Origin of the sequence: Paraburkholderia sp. A1RI_3L (assembly GCF_048957895.1) — a bacterium.
Lineage (GTDB): Bacteria > Pseudomonadota > Gammaproteobacteria > Burkholderiales > Burkholderiaceae > Paraburkholderia > Paraburkholderia kururiensis.
In genome coordinates, this window is the sequence record NZ_JARCHA010000003.1 from 300,151 (window position 1) to 323,515 (window position 23,365).

At 67.6% G+C, this 23,365-nt stretch carries 19 protein-coding genes; 11 read left to right on the top strand and 8 right to left on the bottom strand.

The features are described from left to right. The first annotated feature begins 3 nt into the window (after positions 1–3). From PXJ20_RS11145 to PXJ20_RS11185, 9 genes are all read left to right on the top strand, one after another. Entirely contained in the window at positions 4–1,053 is a 1,050-nt protein-coding gene (locus PXJ20_RS11145) for a microcin C ABC transporter permease YejB (protein ID WP_017777880.1), read from the top strand. Further along, on the top strand, positions 1,007–2,149 hold the full coding sequence (locus PXJ20_RS11150; protein WP_421030715.1) for an ABC transporter permease: 1,143 nt from the start codon (positions 1,007–1,009) through the stop codon (positions 2,147–2,149). The genes PXJ20_RS11145 and PXJ20_RS11150 overlap by 47 nt, the downstream gene beginning before the upstream one ends. A 5-nt stretch (positions 2,150–2,154) precedes the next feature. Further along, positions 2,155–3,795, top strand: a complete 1,641-nt coding sequence (locus PXJ20_RS11155; RefSeq protein WP_421030716.1) for an ABC transporter ATP-binding protein — start codon at positions 2,155–2,157, stop codon at positions 3,793–3,795. After that, positions 3,792–5,228, top strand: a complete 1,437-nt coding sequence (locus tag PXJ20_RS11160) for a TldD/PmbA family protein (RefSeq protein WP_421030717.1) — start codon at positions 3,792–3,794, stop codon at positions 5,226–5,228. Before PXJ20_RS11155 ends, PXJ20_RS11160 begins: the two co-directional genes overlap by 4 nt. After that, entirely contained in the window at positions 5,228–6,589 is a 1,362-nt protein-coding gene (locus tag PXJ20_RS11165; protein ID WP_421030718.1) for a TldD/PmbA family protein, read from the top strand. Before PXJ20_RS11160 ends, PXJ20_RS11165 begins: the two co-directional genes overlap by 1 nt. Positions 6,590–6,686: 97 nt before the next feature. Further along, the gene (locus PXJ20_RS11170; RefSeq protein WP_421030719.1) at positions 6,687–7,250 is read left to right on the top strand and encodes a GNAT family N-acetyltransferase; all 564 of its coding nucleotides are present in this window, start codon (positions 6,687–6,689) and stop codon (positions 7,248–7,250) included. Beyond that, positions 7,247–7,876, top strand: a complete 630-nt coding sequence (locus tag PXJ20_RS11175) for a GNAT family N-acetyltransferase (RefSeq protein ID WP_421030720.1) — start codon at positions 7,247–7,249, stop codon at positions 7,874–7,876. The genes PXJ20_RS11170 and PXJ20_RS11175 overlap by 4 nt, the downstream gene beginning before the upstream one ends. Before the next feature lie 27 nt (positions 7,877–7,903). Then, positions 7,904–11,224 carry a multidrug efflux RND transporter permease subunit gene (locus PXJ20_RS11180; RefSeq protein WP_421030721.1) on the top strand — a complete coding sequence of 1,107 codons (3,321 nt, stop codon included), beginning with the start codon at positions 7,904–7,906 and terminating at the stop codon, positions 11,222–11,224. Between the two features lie 411 nt (positions 11,225–11,635). Then, a complete protein-coding gene (locus PXJ20_RS11185; protein WP_277597752.1) occupies positions 11,636–12,574 on the top strand; it encodes an EamA family transporter in 939 nt (312 codons plus the stop codon). Positions 12,575–12,633: 59 nt separating this feature from the next. Here PXJ20_RS11185 and PXJ20_RS11190 read toward each other — a convergent pair whose 3' ends face one another. Then, entirely contained in the window at positions 12,634–14,670 is a 2,037-nt protein-coding gene (locus tag PXJ20_RS11190; RefSeq protein ID WP_421030722.1) for an FAD-dependent oxidoreductase, read from the bottom strand. A 343-nt stretch (positions 14,671–15,013) separates the two neighbouring features. After that, positions 15,014–15,151, bottom strand: coding sequence for an entericidin A/B family lipoprotein (locus tag PXJ20_RS11195; protein ID WP_017777893.1), 138 nt, complete (start codon positions 15,149–15,151; stop codon positions 15,014–15,016). A gap of 356 nt (positions 15,152–15,507) precedes the next feature. On the opposite strand from PXJ20_RS11195, the gene PXJ20_RS11200 reads away from it, so the two are divergent. Together PXJ20_RS11200 and PXJ20_RS11205 are read left to right on the top strand one after the other, a co-directional pair. Further along, positions 15,508–15,669, top strand: a complete 162-nt coding sequence (locus PXJ20_RS11200; protein ID WP_017777894.1) for a DUF1328 domain-containing protein — start codon at positions 15,508–15,510, stop codon at positions 15,667–15,669. A 46-nt stretch (positions 15,670–15,715) separates the two neighbouring features. Then, positions 15,716–16,258, top strand: a complete 543-nt coding sequence (locus PXJ20_RS11205; RefSeq protein WP_017777895.1) for a ferritin-like domain-containing protein — start codon at positions 15,716–15,718, stop codon at positions 16,256–16,258. Positions 16,259–16,439: 181 nt separating this feature from the next. On the opposite strand, the gene PXJ20_RS11210 is transcribed toward PXJ20_RS11205, so the two are convergent. The 6 genes from PXJ20_RS11210 to PXJ20_RS11235 all read right to left on the bottom strand — a co-directional run bounded on the left by PXJ20_RS11210 (position 16,440) and on the right by PXJ20_RS11235 (position 23,150). Continuing rightward, positions 16,440–17,642 carry an MFS transporter gene (locus PXJ20_RS11210; RefSeq protein WP_033352091.1) on the bottom strand — a complete coding sequence of 401 codons (1,203 nt, stop codon included), beginning with the start codon at positions 17,640–17,642 and terminating at the stop codon, positions 16,440–16,442. Between the two features lie 394 nt (positions 17,643–18,036). After that, positions 18,037–18,864, bottom strand: coding sequence for a phosphodiesterase (locus tag PXJ20_RS11215; RefSeq protein ID WP_421030723.1), 828 nt, complete (start codon positions 18,862–18,864; stop codon positions 18,037–18,039). Between the two features lie 90 nt (positions 18,865–18,954). After that, entirely contained in the window at positions 18,955–20,025 is a 1,071-nt protein-coding gene (locus PXJ20_RS11220) for an ABC transporter ATP-binding protein (RefSeq protein WP_126875803.1), read from the bottom strand. Then, positions 20,022–21,056, bottom strand: a complete 1,035-nt coding sequence (locus tag PXJ20_RS11225) for an ABC transporter permease (protein ID WP_421031005.1) — start codon at positions 21,054–21,056, stop codon at positions 20,022–20,024. The genes PXJ20_RS11220 and PXJ20_RS11225 overlap by 4 nt, the downstream gene beginning before the upstream one ends. Before the next feature lie 68 nt (positions 21,057–21,124). Continuing rightward, entirely contained in the window at positions 21,125–21,949 is an 825-nt protein-coding gene (locus tag PXJ20_RS11230; RefSeq protein WP_199541408.1) for an ABC transporter permease, read from the bottom strand. A gap of 193 nt (positions 21,950–22,142) precedes the next feature. After that, positions 22,143–23,150, bottom strand: coding sequence for an ABC transporter substrate-binding protein (locus tag PXJ20_RS11235; RefSeq protein WP_413213864.1), 1,008 nt, complete (start codon positions 23,148–23,150; stop codon positions 22,143–22,145). Positions 23,151–23,365: the final 215 nt, after the last annotated feature.

The window sequence follows — 23,365 nt, forward strand, 5'->3', positions numbered from 1 at the left end:
ACCATGCTCGCTTACATCATCCGACGTCTGTTGCTCATGGTGCCCACATTGATCGGCGTGGTGACGCTGACGTTCGTCGTGACGCAGTTCGTGCCGGGCGGCCCCGTCGAGCAGGTCGTGAACCAGTTGCGTCACGGCGCGCATCACGGTGAAGGCGGCAGCGGGGGCGGCGGCTATCACGGCAGCCAGGGCGTGAGCCCGGAACAGATCGAACAGATCCGCAAGCAGTTCGGTTTCGACAAGCCGCCGCTCACGCGCTACCTCATGATGCTGAAGAGCTATGCGACGTTCGACCTCGGGCAGTCGTATTTCCAGCATCAAAGCGTGTGGAGCGTGATTCGCTCGAAGTTGCCCGTCTCCATCACGCTGGGGCTTTGGACCGTGATTCTGACCTACGCGGTGTCGGTGCCGCTCGGCATCGCGAAGGCCGTGCGCAACGGGTCGCGCTTCGATACCGTGACCAGTGTGCTGGTGCTGGTGGGCTACGCGATCCCGGGCTTCGTGCTGGGCGTGCTGCTGCTCATGCTGTTCGGCGGTGGTACGTTCTGGCAGGTCTTTCCCATGCGCGGCATTACTTCGGATAACTTCGAAAGCCTTTCCGCGTTCGGCAAGCTGCTCGACTATCTCTGGCATATCGTGTTGCCCGTCACCGCGGCCGTGGTCGGCAACTTCGCGATCGTCACCATTCTCACGAAGAACACGTTCCTTGAAGAGATCGGGCGCCAGTACGTGCTCACGGCACGGGCGAAGGGCGCGCCCGAACGCGACGTGCTCTGGAAGCACGTGCTGCGCAACGCCGCCATTCCGCTGCTCACGGGCCTGCCCGCCGCGTTCGTGGGCGCTTTCCTGAACGGCAACCTGCTGATCGAGACGCTCTTTTCGCTCGACGGCATGGGCCAGCTTTCGTACGACTCCGTGATTCGCCGCGACTACCCGGTGGTGCTGGGCTCGCTCTTTCTCTTCACGCTGATCGGTCTCATCACCAAACTCATTGCTGACGCCTGCTATGTCATCGTCGACCCCCGCATCCAGTTCGAACGGATGGACCGCTGAGGTGGACGCGGCCTTGCCGGCCGCGTCGCTTTCGCCGCCTCCGCACATGCCGCAGTCACCCTCGCCGTGGCGGCGCACGTGGCTGCGCTTCCGTAGCCAGCGGCTCGGCTACTGGAGCCTCGTGATCTTCGTCACGCTGTTCGCCATCAGCCTCGTAGGTGAACTGATCGCCAATGACCGGCCGCTCGTGGTGCGCTACGAAGGGCACTACTACTTTCCGATCGTGAAGGACTACCCCGAAACGCAGTTCGGCGGCGACTTTCCCGCGCGCGCGAACTACCTCGACCCGTACATCCGTTCCCGCATCACGTCGAACGGCAATTTCGCGATTTATCCGCCCAACCACAACCACTACGACACGATCGACTATTTCGCAGTGCGCCCGTTTCCGGCGCCGCCGTCGTCATCGAACTGGCTCGGCACCGACCAGTTCGGCCGCGACGTGCTTTCGCGGCTGCTGTACGGCTTTCGCGTCTCGGTGCTGATGGCGCTCGCGCTCACTGCGTCGGGCGTGTTCTTCGGCGTACTGACGGGCGCGCTTCAGGGCTTCTACGGCGGTCGCACCGATCTGATCGGTCAGCGCCTGATCGAGATCTGGAGTTCCATGCCCGACCTCTATTTGCTCATCATCTTCGCGTCCATCTTCCAGCCCACGCTATGGCTGCTGTTCATCCTGCTTTCGCTGTTCGGCTGGCTCGTGCTCTCCGACTACGTGCGCGCCGAATTCCTGCGCAACCGCTCGCTCGATTACGTGAAGGCTGCGCGCACCATGGGCCTCTCGAACCGCGAGATCATCTGGCGTCACATCCTGCCCAACAGCCTCACGCCCGTCATCACGTTCCTGCCGTTTCGCATGAGCGCCGCCATTCTCTCGCTCACGAGCCTCGATTTTCTGGGCCTGGGCGTGCCGCCGCCCACACCGAGTCTGGGCGAGCTGCTTCAGGAGGGCAAGAACAACCTCGACGCATGGTGGATTTCCATTTCGGCCTTTGCGGCGCTCGTCGTGACGCTGTTGCTGCTCACGTTCATGGGCGACGCGCTGCGTAATGCACTGGACACGCGCTCGCGCGGCTCGGCATTCGGAGGCGCAAAGTGACGCAGATGCCAACCTTGCCCCGCCAACTGCTCGAAATCGAAAACCTCTCCGTCGCTTTCGGCGAGCGCACCGTGGTGCGCGACCTCAACCTTTCCATTGCGCGCGGCGAACGCGTGGCGCTGGTGGGCGAATCGGGGTCGGGCAAGAGCGTGACGGCGCTTTCCATCCTGCGGCTCGTGCAGCATGCGATGTACACCGGCCGCATTCTGCTCGATGGCGAAGACCTGCTGCGCAAGACGGAACAGCAGATGCGCGGCCTTCGCGGCGCCGACGTCGCGATGGTCTTCCAGGAGCCGATGACGGCGCTCAATCCGCTCTTCACCATCGGCAAGCAGATTGCCGAAAGCTTGCGGCTGCACGAAGGTCTGCGCCCGAACGCGGCGCGCGCGCGGGGCATCGAGCTGCTTCGGCGCACAGGTATTCCGGAGCCCGAACGACGCATCGACAGCTTTCCGCATCAGCTTTCCGGCGGCCAGCGCCAGCGCGCGATGATCGCGATGGCGCTGGCGTGCCGTCCGCGTCTGCTGCTCGCCGACGAGCCCACCACGGCGCTCGACGTCACCGTGCGCCAGCAGATTGTCGATCTCCTGATCGGCCTGCAGGAACAGGAAGCAGCCGAACGCGGCATGGCCGTGCTGCTCATCACGCACGACCTCAATCTCGTGCGCCGCTTCGCGCAGCGCGTGGCGGTGATGGAGAAGGGCGTGCTCGTGGAAACCAACACCACCGATGCGCTGTTCGCGAATCCTCAGCATCCCTACACGAAGCGGCTGCTCGACAGCGAACCGCGTCGGCAGGTGGGGGCGGTGCCTACAGATGCCGCAGCCGTGCTCGACGTGAAGCAACTGGCGGTGGACTACCGCACGCACGTGAAGGGCTGGCGTTCGCTCTTCGGCAGCGCGTCGTTTCGTGCGCTGCACGAGGTGGATCTGACCCTGCGCCGCGGCGAGACGCTGGGCGTGGTGGGCGAGTCGGGTTCCGGTAAATCGACGCTTGCGTCCACCGTGCTCGGTTTGCAGCGCGCAGCGTCGGGCCAGATTCTGATCGACGGCAAACCGTGGTCGAGCCTGCGCACGCCGCAGGCGCGCCGTGCGCTCAGTGCGCAGATGCAGGTGGTGTTTCAGGACCCGTTCGGTTCACTCTCGCCGCGCATGACGGTCGAGCAGATTGTGGGCGAGGGCTTGCGCGTGCATCGTCGGGAAATTGCGCCGCAAGAGCGGCGTGCTCGCGTAACCTCACTGCTCGAAGAAGTCGGACTGCCCGCCGACGCGCTGCTGCGTTATCCGCACGAATTCTCGGGCGGCCAGCGCCAGCGCATCGCGATTGCCCGCGCGCTCGCGGTCGAGCCGGAACTGCTCGTGCTCGACGAACCCACCAGCGCGCTCGACGTATCGGTGCAGCAGCAGGTATTGAATCTGCTCACGCGCCTGCAAAAGAAATACGGGCTCAGCTATCTCTTCATCACGCACGATCTCGCGGTCATGCGCGCGATGGCGCATCGCGTCATCGTGATGAAGGCTGGACGAATCGTGGAAGCGGGCGATACGCTTGAGGTCCTGCGCGCTCCCGCGCATCCCTACACCCGGTCGCTGCTCGCCGCCTCCATGCAGGCGCCGCCGGCAGATATTCGCGAGGAACTGGCATGACGGAAGAAAGCTGGACGCACGCGGCGAAGTCGCTTTCGAGCGAAGCGGACTTCTGGTCGTTGCGCGTGGTGGACGAGCGCACGGAAACCCATGCGGTGCGCAACGATGTCGTGCAACCGCTGCGCATGTCGCGCGACCGCGGCGCGATGCTCACGGCGTGGTCCGGCGCGGGCGCGGGCTACGCGGCCACGGCGGACCTTTCGGCGGCGGGTTTGCAGGCCGCGCTCGATAGCGCGCTCGCCCGCGCACGCGCGGCACAGGCCTTCGCGCTTGTCGATCAACGCAGCGTGCCGCGGCCCTCGGCGAGCGGCAGCTACGCGTCGCCGAACGTTCAGGCACCGCTGCCGGGCCGCCGCGAATGGATCGAGCGGCTGGCGCGCGAGTGCGCTGCTGCAAAGATCGACAGCCGCATCGTGGAGCGCACCGCGAGCGTCGAAATCACGCAGACCGAGCAGGTCTATCTGACGAGCGACGGCGTGCGCATCGAACAGCACTTTCGCTTCGTCATGCCGCACTTGAGCGTAGCGGCACATGCGAACGGCGACACGCAGATGCGTTCGCTCGGTGGTCACCACAGCGGGCTCGCGCAGGGCGGCCTGGAGGTACTGGCGCGGCGCGGTTTCGACGGCGCGGGCGTGCGCGTGGCCGACGAAGCGCTGCAACTGCTCGCCGCGCCGAACTGCCCGTCGGGCACGCGCGACCTGCTGCTCATGCCCGACCAGATGATGCTGCAGATTCACGAGTCGATCGGCCATCCGCTGGAGCTGGACCGCATTCTGGGCGACGAGCGCAATTTCGCGGGCTGGAGCTTCGTGAAGCCGGAGATGTTCGGTACCTATCAATACGGCTCGGAGCTGCTCAATGTCACGTTCGACCCGCAGCCGCCAGAAGAAGCCGCGTCCTACGCATTCGACGACGACGGCAGCGAGGCGAGCCGCCAGTATCTGATCCGCAACGGCGTGCTGGAACGGCCGCTGGGCGGTGCACTTTCGCAGCAGCGCGCCCATCTGCCGGGTGTGGCGAACTCGCGGGCGTCGAGCTGGAACCGGCCGCCTATCGATCGCATGGCGAACCTCAACATCGAGCCCGGCACGAGTTCGCTTGCCGAGATGATTGCGGGTATCGAGCACGGCGTTCTGATGTCGTCGAACACGTCCTGGTCCATCGACGATCATCGCAACAAGTTCCAGTTCGGCTGCGAGTTCGGGCAACTGATCGAAAACGGCCGGCTCACGCAGGTCGTGAAGCAGCCGAATTACCGCGGTATTTCCGCGAGTTTCTGGCGCAGCCTCGCGGCCGTGGGCGACGAATCGACGTGGGAGGTCTACGGCACGCCGTATTGCGGCAAGGGCGAGCCGGCGCAGATCATTCGCGTGGGGCACGCGTCGCCCGCATGCGTGTTCCGCAACGTCGACGTATTCGGAGGCGCCTGATGGCCGAGACTTATTTCTCCAGCGACGTCGCGGCGCTCGGCTGGCAGCGGCACTTCGCGTTGCTCGCGGACGAGATCGGCCGCATGCGCCGCACCGGCGAAACCACGCTCGTGTGGTTCTCGGGCGAACACTCCGAATTCATCCGCTTCAATGCGGGCAAGGTGCGGCAGATCGGCAGCGTGTCGCAGGGCACGCTGACGTTGCGGCTGATCGACGGCATGCGCCAGGCTTATGCGAGCTTCACGGCGAGCGGCGACGCCGCCGCGGACTTGCGCGAAGCTGCGGCCACCGTCGCGATGTTGCGCGAGAGTCTGCGCGATGCCTCCGACGACCCGCACGTGCTCTTCGACACCACGCCATGGACCCAGGAGACGAAGCGCAGCGGCTCGCTGCCCGAACCCGACGCACTCGTGCGTCTTGTGGAGCAGTGCGCACGTCAACTCGATTTCGTCGGCTTCTACGCGGGCGGCACGGTGGCGCGCGGCTTCGCGTCGTCGGCGGGCAGCCGCGGCTGGTACGAGGTGGAGAACTTCGACTTCAGCTGGTCGCTGTACGGCCCGGGCGGCCGCGCGATCAAGACGGTCTACTCGGGCGAGTCGTGGGACGACGCCGTGTTCGCACGCAAGATGGAAGAGGCGGCGCAACGGCTGCCCGTGCTCGCCGAAGCGCCGCGCGTGCTCGCGCCGGGCCGCTATCGCGCCTACCTTGCGCCCGCGGCGTTGGGCGAACTGCTCGGCACCACGGGGTGGAACGGTTTCTCGGCGCGTCAGCAGCAAACGGCGCAAAGCGCGCTGTACCGGCTGCATCGCGGCGAAGTCGCTTTCGATGCACGCGTCACGATGACCGAAGACCTGAGCCTCGGCATCACGCCGGCCTTCAACGCGGACGGCTATTTGCGCGAGAGCGTGCCGCTCGTCACCGGTGGCCGCAGCGTAGGGCAGTTGACGAACGCGCGCAGCGCCCGCGAATACGGGCTCGTGCCGAACGGGGCGCACGAGGGCGAGGTGCCGACCTCGCTGTCGATGCAAGGCGGCGACCTCGCGGCGGCCGACGTACTCACGGCGCTCGATACGGGCCTCTACATCGGCAACCTCTGGTACGTGAATTTCTCGGACCGCCTGAACGGCCGGCTCACGGGCATGACGCGCTTCGCGACGTTCTGGGTGGAAGGCGGTCGCATCGTGGCGCCCGTCGATGCGATGCGCTTCGACGACAGCCTGTACCGGCTGCTCGGCAGCGAACTGGAGCGGCTCGACGCCGAGCCGCAACTGCTGCTCTCGGACCACACCTACGGCGAACGCGAGACGGGCGGCATGAAGCTGCCGGGCGTGCTGGCGAAGTCGTTCGAGCTGACGCTTTGAATGGAAGATGGATCGCACGTTGCCGCGGGCAGGCGAACGCGGCACGTATGAAAAAAGGACGGAGACGACAGGTGCACACAACACGTGAGCCGCGCACATGAAGACCACGACGCGTGCGTTGCCCGAAGGACTCACGCTGCGGCCGTTGAGCGAGGCGGATGCGCCGCAATTCCACGCGCTGCATGCCGACCCCACTGTGTTTCATCACGGCAGCATTCGCCTTGCCGTCGACACGGTGGAATCCACGCGAGAATGGATCGCGACCTTCACGCCGCCTTCGGTCGCGATTGTCGCCGTGGTGAGCGATACGCTCGTGGGCTGCGCCGAACTGTATGCCGGCCGGCTGCGCCGCGCGCACTCGGCGTCCCTCGGCATCAGCGTTCATCCTGCCTGGCACCGGCGCGGCATCGGCTCGCGTCTCATGGCCGAACTGCTCGACGTCGCCGACAACTGGCTGGGCCTGCGGCGCGTCGAACTCCAGCTTTACGCCGACAACGCGCCGGCGCTCGGCCTCTATCGGGCACATGGTTTCGAGATCGAGGCGCGCTATCGCGGCCATGTGCTGCGCGACGGCGTGCTCGTCGATACGCTCCTCATGGCGCGGCTGCGCGATGCCATGCCTTTTATGGACGCCGCCCCGCGCGCGGCGGAAATTGGATGAGCCAGCCGATGGAAGAACGCGAGGAAGAACGCCGCACGCCCATGCCGGGCGCCGTGGAGACCGTGGACAGCGCGAATGCGCCGCGAGGCCGCATCGTCGTGCGCGCCACGCAGTCCACCGACCTCGACGCCCTCGCGGCGCTCTTCAATCTGCCCGGCGTGCGTCGCGGCACGCTGGCCATGCCCTTTCTCGCCACCCGAACGCTTGTCGAGCGCGAAGCGAAGCGCACGCGCGGGAGCGTTCAGGCGGTGAGCTTCTGCGCCACGCTCGACTCGCGCGTGATCGGCACGGTGGACGTCATTCCGCAGCCGCCCAGGCGCGCGCATTGCGCCGAAATCGGCATCGCCGTGCACGACGCGCACGCAGGCCGCGGCGTGGGCACCGCGCTGCTGGCCGCGGCCATTGCTTGCGCCGACCAGTCGCTCGGGCTGCGCCGTCTCGAACTCAGGGTGTTCGTGGACAACGCCGCAGCCATCGCGCTGTACCGCAAGTTCGGCTTCGTGGAGGAAGGGCGCTCGCGCGGCTATGCGATGCGCGACGGCGTGCTGGCCGATGCGCTGCACATGGCGCGCTATGCCGAGGCGCCGGCGTTCGCTTCGCCTGTCGCTTCGCCCCCACTGAACTGAGCCGAACTGAGCCAGGAGCCATCGCCTTTGCCATCGTTCTTTATCGATCGTCCCGTCTTCGCCTGGATCGTCGCGCTCGCGTTCATCGTGGCGGGCGTGCTCGTGGTGCCGCTGCTGCCGGTCGCGCAGTATCCGCGGCTCGCACCGCCGCGCATCGTGATCGGCGCGACGTATCCGGGCGCGTCGGCGGAAGTGATCGACAGCAACGTGGCGAGCGTGATCGAAGAAGGACTGGACGGTATCGACGGCCTGATGCACTACGAGACCACGAGCGACGCGCTCGGCAATCTCGAAATCGACGTGACGTTCGCGCCGGGTTCGAACCCCGACATCGCGATGGTCAACGTGCAGAACCGGCTCAAGCAGGTCGAGCCGCGTCTGCCGCAGCAGGTCGTGCAGCAGGGCATCGTGGTGGACAAGGCGGCCAACACGTTCCTCATGCTCGTCACGCTCACGTCGACAGACGGCACGCGCAATTCGGCCGAGCTCGGCAACTACATGAGCCGCTACGTGCTGCGCGAACTGAAGCGCGCGCCCGGCGTGGGCTCGGCCGAACTATGGGATTCCGACGAGGCCATGCGCATCTGGCTCGACCCCATGAAGCTGCGTGAGTACGACCTCTCGCCCGCCGACGTGACCGCGGCCATTCGCGCGCAGAACGCGGCGGTAACGGCAGGTGCGATCGGCGATGCGCCTGCGGTGACCGGGCAGACGCTGACAGCATCGGTCTCGGTAAAGGGCCAGTTGCAGACGCCCGCGGACTTCGCGGCCATCGTGCTCAAGGCGCTGCCGGGCGGCGCGACGGTGCGCCTTGGCGACGTGGCGCGCGTCGAGATGGGGCGCGACAGCTACACGTTCTGGTCGCGTCTCGACGGACACGCCGCGGCCACGGTCGGCATCCAGCTTGCGCCCACGGGCAACGCGCTCGAAACGTCGAATGCGATTCGCGCGAAGCTCGCGCAGATTTCGAAGACGCTGCCGCCGGGCGTGGCCGTGGCCATTCCCTTCGATACGGCGCACTTCGTGAAGATCGCCATCAGCGAGGTGATCATCACGCTGACCGAAGCCGTGGTGCTCGTGTTTTGCGTGATGTGGCTCTTCCTGCGCGACCTGCGCTACACGCTCGTGCCCACCGTGGTGATTCCGGTCGCGCTGATGGGCGCGTTCCTCGCCATGTACGCGTTCGGCCTTTCGATCAACGTCTTCACGCTGTTCGGGCTGGTGCTCGCGATCGGCATTCTGGTGGACGACGCGATCGTGGTGGTGGAGAACATCGACCGCATCATGCACGAGGAAGGGCTGCCGCCACGCGAGGCCACGCGGCGCGCGATGGCGCAGATCGGCGGCGCGATCGTGGGCGTGACGGCCGTGCTCACGGCCGTGTTCGTGCCGATGGCGTTCTTCCCGGGCAGCGTGGGCGGCATCTATCGGCAGTTCGCGATTGCGATGATCGCGGCCATTCTCGTGTCGGCGTTCATGGCGCTGTCGCTCACGCCCGCGCTGTGCGCGAATCTGCTGAAGGCGCCCGAGCCGCGCAAGGCGGGCGCCCGTGAAACCGGCATCACGGCACGCTTTGCTGCGGGCGTGGAGCGCGCCTCGGACCGCTATCGCAGGCTCGTCGTGCGCCTGCTGCGGCGTGCGGGGCCGGTCTTCGCGGTGCAGGTGGCGCTGGCGGTGGTGTGCGCGCTGCTTTATACGCGCATGCCGGGCGGCTTCCTGCCCACCGAAGACAGCGGCCAGCTTCAGGTCATGGTGCAGATGCCTGAAGGCGCGACCCAGGCGCGCACGCTCGCCACGCTCGAACGCGTGGAGGCGGTGCTGCGCCGCGAGCGCGCCGTGGGACACGTGACGAGCGTGGTGGGCTGGAGCTTCCAGGGCAGCGGCCAGAACGTGGGCATGGCGTTCGTGGAACTCACGGACTGGGCGAAGCGCAGCGTGGACGCACAGACCCTGCGCGACACGCTCAACGCAAAGTTCGCGACGTTTCCCGAGGGCAGCGTGGTGGCGCAGCTGCCGCCTTCGGTGCCGGGGCTCGGTCATGCCGAGGGCTTCTCGTTCCATCTGGAAGACCGCGGCGGCGTGGGCATGGACGCGCTCGAAGCGGGCCGCGAGCGGCTGCTCGAGATGGCGCGCCACAGCCCGGTGCTCGCCGACGTCCACTCTGACACGCTGCCCGACGCCTCGCGCATCGTGCTCGAAATCGACCGTGCGAAGGCCTACGCGATGGGCGTGCCGTTCGATGCCATTGCGGACGTGCTGGGCAACACGTTCGGCATGACCTATATCGACGACTTTCCCGCCAACGGCCGCATGCAGCGCGTGATGGTGGGTGCGCAGGCGTCGGCGCGTATGCGCGATCAGGACCTGTTGAGCCTTTCGGTGCGCAATGCGTCGGGGCAGATGGTGCCGTTCTCGGCGTTCGCCGCGCTGCACTGGACGCGCGGCCCCACCATGCTCACGCGCTACAACGGCTACCCCGAACTCGACGTGTCGGGCCATGCGGTGCCGGGCTACAGCTCGGGCGCGGCGATGGCCGAGATGGAACGCCTCGCGGCTACGCTGCCCACCGGCATCGCGTGGGACTGGGCCGAGGCGGCGCAGGCCGAAACCGAGGCCGCACGGCAGACGCCGCTTCTGATCGGCCTTTCGCTCGTCGCGGTGTTCATGGCGCTCGCGGCGCTCTACGAAAGCTGGACTGTGCCGCTCGCGGTGCTGATGGTCGTGCCGCTGGGCGTAACGGGCGCGATCTGCGCGATGCTCGTGCGCGGGCTGCCCGACGACGTCTACTTCAAGATCGGCATGGTCACGGTGATCGGCCTCTCGGGCAAGAACGCGATCCTGATCGTGCAGTTCGCGCGCGAACTCTGCGCGCGCGGCGTACCGCTGGGCCGCGCCATCGTCGATGCCTGCGCGATGCGTTTCCGGCCCATCCTGATGACCTCGGCGGCGTTCCTGCTCGGCGTGGTGCCGCTCGTCATTTCGAGCGGCGCGGGCGCGGAGAGCCGGCATTCCATCGGCACGGGTGTGTTCGGCGGGATCATCGGCGCAACGCTGCTCGGTCTCGTGTTCACGCCGGTGGCATTCTGCGTGGTGATGCAGATGACGCGGATGAGACGTGCACGCCGCGCACGGCGCGCGGGCCGTACGGGCCTTTCAGATCGTGCGGCTGCGCGCACCGATAGGGCAGTGGGCCGTGCGCCGTATGCGGAGACCGCAACGCAGCCGCATGCGGAGTCGCATGATGCGCCAAGAGGCAGACCGAGGGACGACCTCAGAGACGACCCGAGAGACGGTCTTCGAGACGAACTCAGAGGCGACCTCGGAGACGGCGAGGCCGAGCCTTCGTAAATGACCCCGCGATAGCCAGGCGGGCCCGAACTCGCGCGCTTGCACGTTACATTTCAATAACGGCCGTGCGCCGCGCTTATTGCATAATGCGCGAGTGCGCGGCTGCTGCGTAGCCTGGGTGCTTCGCTTGGTGCTTCGCCTGGGTGCTTCGCTTGGGTGCATCACCTGGTTCGTAGCGCGCCAGCGGGTCCGTTTCCTCGCGCACCCGGCGCCGCGCCGGTTTCCTTCCACACGTACGACAAGCACTTCCCGTTCTACCGCCATGCCGTTCAGCCCAGCCTGCCGTGCGCCATTCGCCGCCGCGCGTGTTCATTGCGCGATCTTTTCAGTGCAGGCGTTGGCGCCGCTGCGCCGGCTGGCTCGACCGGCCCGGCTGACGCAAGCCGCCCCGGTCCTGCGGGCGAATTGACCATGTCCTTTCGCCTGCCCACGCGCCTGCCCACCGGTTTTTCCTCGCGCTTCGCGCTTCGTCTGCCCGCCACGCGCGGCGGACGCGTCGCGCTCGCGCTGATGGTTGTCTATATCGTCTGGGGCTCCACCTACCTTGCCGTGCACGTCGCGCTCGGTTCGTTTCCGCCGTTGCTGATGTCGGGCCTGCGCAACCTGTTCGCGGGCATCGGGCTCTTCGTGTTCGCGATGCGGCGCAACCCCGCGCTGCCCGATCTCGTCGAGGTCCGCAACGCCGGGATGGTCGGCACCATGCTCGTGGGGTTTTCGAGCGGCCTGCTGGCCTTCGGCATGCGCACCGTGGGCACCGGCACCGCGGCCGTGATGGTGGCGACCGTGCCGCTCTTCGCCACGGTGATCGCGGCCATCGCGGGGCGGCCCATCGCGAAGGGCGAATGGATCGCCGTGGGGCTCGGGCTCGTGGGCATTGCGATTCTGAGCAGCGGCAGCGAGACCTCGGGCACCGCGGGCGGCAGCCTCGCCATTCTGTGCGGCGCGCTCTTCTGGGCCGGGGGCGCGCACCTGGCGAGCCGCCTCAGGCTGCCCTCGGACCTCTTTCTCTCCACCGCCTTGCAGATCGGCCTGGGCGGCGCGATGTCCACCATCGTCGCGCTCGTGACGGGCGAGCGGATGCTGGCGATCCACTTTCTGCCGATCCTCGCGTTCGTCTATCTCATGCTGGTGGGCACGATGACCGCTTACGTCGCGTACGGTTACCTGATCCGGCACACGAGCCCCATCGTGGCGAGCAGCTGCATGTACGTGAATCCCATCGTGGCGGTGGCGCTGGGCGCCGTGCTGCTGGGCGAACCGGTCACGCGGTCCACCATCGTCGCGACGGTGGTGATTCTCGTGAGCGTCGGGATGTCGTTCGTGTTCGACCGCAAGCGCGCGCAGCAGTAGGGCGCTTCGAAGGCGGCCCTCCAGGGGCAAGCCCCCGAGGTACTCCCCCAAGGCAAACCTCAAAGCCGCGCCGCAAGCTCCGCGCCTTCGCGAATTGCGCGCTTCGCATCGAGTTCCGCGGCGAGCGCAGCGCCGCCGATCAGGTGATACCGCGTGCCATTCGGCGCCGGCGCAGCCGGGTAGAGTTCGCGCAGCGACTCCTGGCCCGCGCAGATCACGACCGTGTCCACCTCGAGCCACTGCTCGCCGCCGCCGCGGGCAATCTTGAGCCCGCGCGGACCGATCTCGAGATACGCGACCCCGCCCAGCATCTGCACGCCGTTGCGCGCGAGCACCGCGCGGTGCACCCAGCCCGACGTTTTGCCGAGACCCGCGCCGGGCTTGGCCGTCTTGCGCTGAAGCAGCCACAGTTCGCGCGGCGGGTCGGCGCGGCGCGGCGGCTTGAGCCCGCCGCGTTCGCGTACGTCGGGGTCCACGCCCCATTCGTCGAACCAGTCCTCGCGCGGCTGCGGCAGCGGCTCGCCCGCGCGATGCAGCAGGAACGCGGCCACATCGAAGCCGATGCCGCCCGCGCCGATCAACGCGGCCCGGCGACCCACCGGCGCGCCGTTCAGCACGTCGAGGTAGGAGAGCACGTTGGGCGCATCGATGCCCGGAATCTGCGGACGGCGCGGCACGATGCCGGTCGCGACGATCACGTCGTCGAAGCCGGCCGCCGCGAGCGCCGGCGCATCCACGCGCGTGCCGAGCCGCACCTCGACGCCGTGACGCGTCAGCTGGCTTTCGAAATAGCGGATCGTTTCCCTGAACTCTTCCTTGCCCGGAATGCGCATGGCCAGATTGAACTGTCCGCCGATCATGGGCTGCGCCTCGAACAGCGTCACGCGATGGCCGCGCGACGCCGCCACCGTGGCCGCCGACAGACCGGCCGGCCCGGCGCCCACCACGGCAACCGCACGCGCGCGCTCGCTCGAGCCAAGCGGCCGATAAACGAGTTCGGTCTCGCGGCCCGCGCGTGGATTCACGAGGCAGGTGGCGCGTTCGTTACGGAACGTGTGATCGAGGCAGGCCTGATTGCAGGCGATGCAGGTGTTGATCTCGGCGGCGCGGTTGGCCGCGGTTTTGGCGACGAACTCGGGGTCGGCGAGCAGCGGACGCGCGAGCGAGACGAGATCGCCCATGCCCTCGGCGATCAGGCGTTCGGCACGCTCGGGCGTGTTGATGCGGTTCGACACCACCACGGGCACGGAGACGGCCGCCTTGAGCTTCGCCGCAAGCGGCGCGAAGGCCGCACGCGGCACCGAGGTCACGATGGTCGGCACACGCGCCTCGTGCCAGCCGATGCCGGTGTTGAAGAGCGTGACGCCCGCCGCTTCCAGCGCTTTCGCCACCTGTACCGTTTCGTCCCAGGTGTTGCCGCCGTCCACGAGATCGAGCACGGAAAGCCGGTACATCACGATGAAGCGCGGCCCGCACGCGGCGCGCACGGCGGCCACGATCTCGCAGGCAAGACGCATGCGGTTTTCGATGCTGCCGCCGTAATGGTCGGTGCGCCGGTTCGTACGCGGGCAGAGAAACTGGTTCAGCAGATAGCCCTCGCTGCCCATGATCTCCACGCCGTCGTAGCCCGCGCGCTGCGCGAGCCGGGCGCAGCGCGCGTAGGCGCGCACCGTGCGCGCGATGCCGGCAACGCTCAGCGCGCGCGGCTTGAACGGCGAAATGGGCGACTTCACCGCCGAGGCCGACACGACGAGCGGTTGATATCCATAGCGGCCTGCGTGAAGAATCTGCAGCGCGATCTTGCCGCCTTCCTCGTGGACGGCGCGCGTGAGCTGGCGGTGGTTGTGCAGGTCGAGCGAGGAATTGAGCGTGCCGCCGAACGGCAGCAGCCAGCCTTCGCGATTGGGCGAGATGCCGCCCGTCACGATGAGCCCTACGCCGCCGCGCGCACGTTCGCGAAAGTAGGCGGCGAGTTTCGGGTAATGCCAGAAGCGGTCTTCCATGCCGGTATGCATGGAGCCCATCACGACGCGATTTCTGAGCGTGGTGAAGCCGAGGTCGAGTTCGCTGAGCAGATGCGGGTAGGGCGAGGGCATGCGGGTCACGCGCAAAGGGGAGGACGCGCATGACGATACACGCCGCCGGCGGAGGCGCCGTCGAAGGAAGGTTCTAACGGGAGGTGCGGGGACTCGTCAGGCCGGGGACGGCGGCCGGCCGCAAGCCGGCCGCCTCGATTGGCCATGAGCTTCGACGAAGCGCTGAAATGCAGCGCTTCGGGCCCGCGAGCGGAGCAACGAGCGGGTAAGCGAGCAGACCCAGCGAGCAGACCCACGAGCGGGTAATACGCCGACCGCAAACGGCGCAGCAAGGCCACCGCAAGCGGGCCGCCACGCAAGCGTGCAAGCGCGGCGAGGCCTGCTGCGGCCCGCGGCCGTGCTGCTACTCGTGCTGTTCCGCTGAATTGGTAATGGCGTGCCCGCCCTTGGAGATGTCCTGTCCGGCGCCCGCCACGGTGTTGCAGGCGGCGAGTGCCGTCGAGCAGGCGAGCACGAGCCAGGCGATGAGTCTAGTCGTCATACCGGTTTTCTCCCTTTCTGTTTGAAACCTTCAGCGCAGCCGCAAACGGTATGCCCGCGTGCACGCCGCAGCGCAGCAGCGTGCCGGGAACGCTGGTTGCTGCGGTGGCTTCGGTGTTCGCGACGCCGCGCCTGCTCGCGCTTTCGCTCGGCGCAAACGCAGGCGCGCAAAGACCGGACACCGGAAAGAGAAACGGCCGAAGAGAACTTCAACGCGACATCACTGCGCGCATGGGCGCATGGACGTTGTGGCCCGCGGCACCGCGCGACGAGGCAACGAGGCAACGAGGCAACGACACGCGGACCCGCCCGCCCCAGCAAGCCGCCGACGCGCGCAGTCAACCGGAGGAAAAGGTCATGCTTCATTACGCCATCGTGTTCTTCGTGATCGCCATCATCGCCGCCGTGTTCGGCTTTACCGGCATCGCGGCCGGCGCAGCGGAGATCGCGAAGATACTTTTTTACATCTTCCTTGTCGTCTTTGTCGTCACGCTGCTGCTGGGCGTGGTCAGGCATTGACGCGGCAAAACCCACTCAACCCTAACCGTAACGAGGAGCGGCCAGAATGTCGAAATCCACAGACCCGTTCGTGCTCGACCTGAAGAAGATTCGCGAGCAGGCGCGCCAGCACATGGACGAGGGGCCCGTCACATCGAGCTACACCGCGAATCGCGAAGTCGTACTGAAACTGCTCAACGACGCGCTCGCCACCGAGCTTGTCTGCACGCTGCGCTACAAGCGCCACTACTTCATGGCGAAGGGCATTCATTCCGAAGCGGTAGCAGAGGAATTCGCGCAGCACGCGTCGGAAGAGCAGGAGCACGCGGACCGGCTTGCGGAGCGCATCGTGCAGCTAGGCGGCGCGCCCGACTTCGCACCGGACGGGCTCGCCACGCGCGCGCATTCGGAGTACAAGCCGGGCAGCGACCTCACGGACATGATTCGCGAGAACCTGGTGGCCGAGCGCATCGCGATCGATACCTATCGCGAGATCATTCGCTATCTGGGCGACAGCGATACGACGACGCGGCGCATCTTCGAAGAGATCCTCGCGGTGGAAGAAGAGCACGCCGACGACATGGCCGACCTGCTCGACCAGCGCGGTTGAGGGTTCGCGGCGGCGGCGGTCGGCAGCGGCGCGGCGGTCGGGTGGTCGGCATGAGGCCAGGGCCACGCGCGCTGCCGCGTTTGCGTACGCGCTACGGCATGGCCTGCGCGCATGCACGGCTCGCTACGCCGAGCACGCCCGCGCGCTCATGCACGCTGCCGCGCTCACGCGTACGCCGCTTTCACGACGCCGCAAGCGCCTTCTCATGGCGCGCCGCATGCGCCCACGCAGCGAGCCCCGCAAACACGAGGCCGGCGATGCACACGCCGGTCCAGCCCGAGAGGCGCCACGCGGTCGTGCCCACCACCGAGCCGATGGCGCCGCCAATGAAGTACGTCACCATGTAGACCGTGTTCACGCGGCTGCGCGCTTCGGGCTTGAGCGCATAGATGCGCGACTGGTTCGAGATCTGCGCGGCCTGCACACCGACGTCGAGCACGATCACGCCCACCACGAGCCCCGCGATGCTCGCGCCCGAAAACGCGAAGATCACGAACGACAGCGCAACGAGCCCAATCGCGAGCGTGATGATGGCGCGCGGCCCGCGCTTGTCCGCGAACTTGCCCGCGCGGGGCGCCGCGAGCGCGCCCGCCGCCCCCACGATGCCGAAGAGGCCCGCGGCCTGCGGCCCGAGATGAAACGGCGGCCCCGCAAGCAGCAGTGTGAGCACGGGCCAGAACAGGCTGAACGCCGCGAACAGCGCCGCGCCCGTGAGCGAAGCCTGGCGCAGGCCCGGCAGCTCGACTGCGAGATGCCACATCGAGGCGAGCAGCTTGCCGTAGCCGAGCGTGGAGGTGGGTTGACTGCGCGGCAGCCGCATCATGATGACGGCGGCAAGCACGACGAGCGCCACGATCGATGCGCCGAACACCGCGCGCCAGCCGAAGTATTCGGCGATGAAGCCGGCCGCCGTGCGCGCAAGCAGAATGCCGAGCAAAAGCCCGCTCATCACCGTGCCCACGGCATGGCCGCGTGCGGCGGGCGGCGCGATCTCCGCGGCGAACGGCACCGCCTGCTGCGCGATGGTGGCGAGTATGCCGATGGCGAGGCTTGCGCCCGCCAGCACGGCGAGCGTCGAGGCCGTAGCCGCCACGAGCAGCGCGACGCAGATGCCGGCGATCTGCAGCAGGATCAGCCGCCTGCGGTCGAACCGGTCGCCTAGCGGCGCGAGCAGCAGCATGCCCGCCGCGTAGCCCAGTTGCGTGGCGGAGGGCACCGCGCCGATCCACGAGGCGTCCTGCGGGAACGACTGGCGGAAGTCGTCGAGCAACGGCTGGTTGAAATAGATGTTCGCGACCGCCACGCCGGCAATGGTGGCCAGCAGGAACAGCAGCGCGGGAAGCGAACGCCCGGCGGCGGGCGAATCGGTAGCGGGTGTGGACATGGCAGCGAAGGGTGGAACGAGCGGGGTGGCGAGCGTGATGGCTACGCGCGACAGCAAAGCGTCGCGACGAGCCGGCCCGGCGCCCGCGTTCGGTCAACGGCCATCCTTTCGGGTGGCAGCGGCGTATCGGGTAGAACGAGGGGCCTGAACTACGGGGATGAACCCCGGGCCTGAACCACGCGCCCGACGGCACGACGTTGAACGCACTGCAGCAAACGGACAACGTCGAGCGGCCGATCATACCGGAGCACCGCCGATCGTGCAGGCGCGCCCGCACCCCGTGCCGGCCGCGTTTTCGGGGCGTTTCTTCCAGCCCGCTTTTTCCCGGCGCGTTCCGGCGTGTTCGGGGGCGCGCATTGCGCCCCATCGGCTTGTCGCCTGGCGGCCGAACCCCTCAGTCGATCAACTTCCCCGACGGCTCGAAGAACGGATATGGCCCTTCGGCTTCGTCCACGTAGGCGTGATGCGTGACGAGGCCCGCCGCCGCGTCGTAGCGGTGCAGCGCGTAGGCGGGCGGTTCGAGCACGAAGGCCGAGGGCGCGTCGTCGCGCAGATCGAGCGCAACCTGATGCGCGGGCGACGGCACGGCGCACGCAATCGTGCCGCCGAAGCGCACGAACATGGGCCGATGCACGTGGCCGCACAGCACGCGCTCCACGTTCGGATAGCGGGCGAGCAGGGCGGCGAGCCGCGCCGACGCGTCGGGCGCGAGGCGCAGGCGGTCCATGTGGCTCACGCCGCAGGCGAACGGCGGGTGATGGAGCGCAACCACCACGGGCTTGGAGGTGGCCGCGGCGAGTTCGCGTTCCAGCCACGCGAGCCGCGCGTCGCAGAGCGTGCCGGGGCTCTGGCCGGGCAGCATCGAATCGAGCGCGATCACGCGCAGCGGGCCGACGTCCACGGTGTACTGCACGAATTCGCCGCCTGTTGCGAGTTCGGGCCGATCCGCGAACACCTCGCGCAGCGCCGCGCGGTCGTCGTGGTTGCCGACAAGCAGATACCACGGCAGTTCGAGCGTATCGAACAGCGAGCGCAGATGCCGGTATTCCTCGGCCGTGCCGAGATCGACGAGGTCGCCGGTCACGAGCACCGCGTCGGGCCGCGGCACGAGCGCATTGAGGCGGGCGATGCAGCGCGCGAGGCTCGCGGCGGTATCCACGCGGCGATACGCGAGCGCGCCGGGCCGCTTGATGTGCAGGTCGCTGATCTGGGCAAGCAGCATGGTGATTTCTCCCGGTGGGTGCAGCGGTTGATCGGGTGGTATTGGAGCCTTCGAGCGAGCGCTTTGAGGTGACCGCGCAGGTGGCCGTTCTCAGGCGAGCGCGATCAGCGCATGGTCCGCCAGCGAAAGACCGACCGGCGTGCCGCGCGCCAGTTCGATGCGGCCGGCCACGTCCACCACGAGCGCGTCGGGCGCGGCGCCCGCTACCGTGAGGCGCGTGCGCTCGCCCAGAAACGCTGCGTGCTCGATGGTGCCGCGCAGATGCGCGTGGGCCGGGTCGGCGAGGTACGCGTCTTCGGGCCGGAAGAACAGCTCGCCTGTCTGGGCCGACGGCGCACCGCCGCCTGCAACGTGCGCCGCGAGTGCGCCGGGCACCGGCACGGCGCCGCCGCTCGTCGCGAACTGGCCGTCGCGCCATACGCCGGCAAGGCGGTTGAGCGTGCCGACGAACTGCGCGACCGTGCGGTTCGCGGGCCGATAGTAGATGTCGCGCGGCGTGCCGATCTGCTCGATGCGCCCCGCGCTCATCACGACGATGCGGTCGCCCAGTTCCATTGCTTCGGCCTGGTCGTGCGTCACGTAGACGGTCGTGATGCCGAGGCGGCGCAGCAGTGCGTTCATCTCGCTGCGCAAGGCGTCGCGCAGGCGGGCGTCGAGCGCGGTGAGCGGTTCGTCGAGCAGCAGCACGCGCGGCTGCATGGCGAGCGCGCGCGCGAGCGCCACGCGCTGACGCTGGCCGCCCGAAAGCTGGCTGATGGGCTTCTCGGCGTGGGCTTCGAGCCGCATCATCGCGAGTAGTTCGTCCACGCGTTCGCGCGTCGCTGCCGCCGGCACGCGCTGAATGCGCAGCCCGTAGCCGATGTTGCCGCGCACCGTGAGGTTGGGAAACAGCGCGTAGCTCTGGAACACCATGCCCACTTTGCGCTTTTCGATGGGCAGCGCCGTGACGTCCTCGTCGCCGAATGCGACGGTGCCGCCCGCGTCCGGCGTTTCGAGACCGGCAATCATGCGCAGCGTCGTGGTTTTGCCGCAGCCCGACGGGCCCAGCAGTACGAGCGTTTCGCCTGCGCCGATGGCGAGGTCGAGCGGCTCGAGCACGCGCGTGCCGCGAAAGGTCTTCGCGCAGCGCGTGAGCGTGATCGGAATGGAGTCCAGTTTCATTGCGGGGTTCCTTGGGCAACGGGTGCGGCTGGTGCTGCTTGTGCGGCGGGTGCGGGTTCAGCGGTGTCGTCGGCGGCGTCGCCCGGTGTGGCTGCGTTGCGCTTGCCGTTCCGAAGGCTGCGCACGTGCCGCATGCCGGTTGCGTCCACACCGAGCCACTGCATCGCGACGAGCAGCGGCATGGTCATGATGAAAAAGAGAATCGTGTAGGCGCTGCCCACCTCGATGCGCAGCGACGCGTAAGTGTCCGCAAGACCCACGGGCAGCGTTTTCGTCTCTGGCGTGTGCAGCATCCACGTGAGATTGAATTCGCCGATGGAAAGCGTGAGCACCGCAAGCGCGCCCGCCACGATCCCGGGCCGCGCGTTGGGCAGCACGATGGTGAAGAAGCGCTGGAAGAAGCTGGCGCCAAGGCTCGCGGCGCCTTCTTCGAGCGTGCGCAGGTCCGACGCGGCGCACACGGCGGCCACGGCGCGCACCATGAACGGCAGCGTGAACACCACGTGCCCCACCACGATGAAAGCCACGCTCATGCGAAACATCGTGAAGCCGCCATACACGACGAGCAACGCGAGCGCGGAGGCGAGCCCGGGCAGCGCGATGGGCAGCACGAGCAGTTCCTCGACCACGCGCGAGAACCGCGTGCGGCTGCGCGCGAGCGCGTAGCCGGCGGGCACGCCCGTGACGAGCGTGACGGCGAGCGTGGCGGCGGCCACTTCGAGCGAGAGAAACACGGACGCGTGATATTGCGTCCACACCTCGACGAGCCAGCGCAGCGTGAGACCGCTCGCCACGCCCTGAAAGTAGTTCACGGTGAGGCCCGCAAGAACGGACATCACGATGGGCACGATCAGGAAGGCGCAGAGCAGCAGCGTGACGGCCCACTGTCCGCAGGCGAGCCACGCGCGCGCCGACGGCAGGCGTGCGGCGCGGCGGCGCGTGGAAGGCGGCGTCGTGGGCGCGGGCGGCGTGGCGGGCGAGGTCGGTCTGGCGGGCGAATGTGCCGAAGCCGTCGAAAGAGAAGAAGGCATGGAGGACATGGCGGAAGCGAGCGGGTTCGTCGGCATGGCGGCGAGGCCTTGGGGCAACTCTGAGGCGCTCATGCGGTGGCCGCCACGGCGGAGCCCGTCGCGCTGCGCGCGCAGGCCAGCACCGCCCACGTGACGAGGCCGAGCACGATGGAAAGCCCCGCAGCCGTCACCATGTTCGCGTTGAGCGTGAACTCGGTATAGATGGTCATGGGCAGTACGTCGATGTCGGTGGCGAGCGTGAACGCCGTGCCGAATGCGCCCATCGCGGTCGCGAAGCACACAGCGCCCGCGGCGATCAAACCGGGCGAGAGCGCGGGCAGCACGACGTCACGCATGATCTGCCACGGCGAGGCGCCGAGCGATCGCGCGGCTTCTTCGAGCGAAGCGTCGAGCTTGGTTGCCGAGGCCATTACGGTCACGATCACGCGCGGAATCGAGAAGTACAGATAGCCGACGAAGAGCCCGGCCATCGAATAGGCGAACACCCAGCGCTCGCCCGTGAGCTTGAGCGCGAGTGCGCCGATCAGCCCCTGGCGGCCGGCCAGCATGATGACCATGAAGCCCACCACGACGCCGGGAAACGCGAGCGGAAATGTGAGCAGCGCGACGAGGGTGCGCTTGCCCGCGAATTCGCGCCGCGCGAGCAGCAGCCCGGCAATGACGGAGAGTACGAGCGTCGCTGCTGTCACCGCGGCCGAGAGCATGATCGTCGCTGCGAGGCTCTTCATGTAGCGCGCGTTCGTGAGCAGCGCTGCGTACGTCGAAAAGAAGTGATGGTCCGCGCTGACCTGCACGAGCGCCACCATCGGCAGCAGCCAGAACGCGATGAACACCGCGAGCGCGGGGGCAATGAGCGCGATGCGCCAGCGTAGCGGGAACGTAATGTCGTGCATGCGGTTGCCGTTGAATGCGTGTGTTGAACTTGATGTGACGCGGTGTGACCTGGGGTGACTTCGGCGATTTCGGCGGTTTCGGGTAGCGACCGGCCCCGCAGCGTCTCGCGCATCGCGTGATGCGCGTGCCGTTGTGAGGCCGGTCGAGACCGGGTTACGACCGGGTTGCGACCGGATCACGACCAGGCGGCGATCAATGCATGATCTGCAGATAGCGTTCGCCGAAGCTCTGCTGCTTCTCGGCCATCTTCGCGAAGTCGACGGGCTTCGCGCGGGCATAGTCGCTTGCGGGCAAGAACTTCGCGGCCGTTTCCGCCGACATTGCGCTCGCGCGCACAGGACGCAGATACGCGTTGGCCCAGAGCTTCTGGCCTTCGTCGGAGAGCACGAAATCCAGCACCTTCTTGCCGTTCGCCTCATGCGGCGCACCCTTCACGAGACTCATCACATAGGGCACGGCGATCGTGCCTTCACGCGGAATCACGAACTCCACGTTGGCGTGGTCCTTGTATTTCGCGCGATACGCGTCGAAGTCGTAGTCGAGCAGAATCGGAATCTCGCCCGAGAGCACGCGCGCGTAGGCGGTCTGCTTCGGCACGATGGGCGCATTGGCCTTGAGCTTGCGGAACCAGTCGAGGCCGGGCTCGAAGTTGTCGAGCGTGCCGCCCAACGCCTGGTTCACGGCCACCGCGCCTGCGTAGCCCACGAACGCGCTCGACGGATCGAGGTAGCCGATCATGCCTTTGTATTCAGGCTTGAGCAGGTCGGCCCACGAGCGCGGCACGGGCTTGCCTTCCAGTGCGTCCTTGTTGACGAAGAAGCCGAGCGTGCCTGAGTGGATGGCGAACCAGTAGCCCTGCGGGTCTTTGAGGCCCGCCGGAATGTCGTCCCAGTGCGCGGGACGGTACGGCTGGATCACGCCCTTGTCCTTCGCCTGGAAAGCCGAGGAGACGCCGAGATAGACCACGTCCGCGACGGGGCTCTTCTGCTCGGCCATCAATTGCGCGATGGCCTGGCCGGAGTTCTTGTTGTCGAACGGCACGCGAATGCCGGTCTTTTCCTGAATGGCCTTGATCTGGCTGGCCCAGTCGGCCCACTCGGGCGGGCAGTTGTAGCAGATCGCGGTTTCTTCGGCATGCGCCGCTTGCGGAGCGACAAGCGCGAAGGCCGAGGCGAACGTGGCCGCGGCGGCGAAGAGCAGGGCCGCGCCTTTTCGGGCGGCGCGGCCAAGCGGATGAGCGGAAGCGAAACGACGGGTCACTGCGGGTCTCCTTCGAAACGTGGTGCGAGAGGACGAGGGTGAAGCGATTAATCGATTGTTTAGGAATACGTCGAAGTTGTTGCGCGGCTTGCTTGCGGGCTTCGTAGTACGCATGCTCGGTGAGCGGTACGCCGGTTCGGCGACGTGTCGCGCGG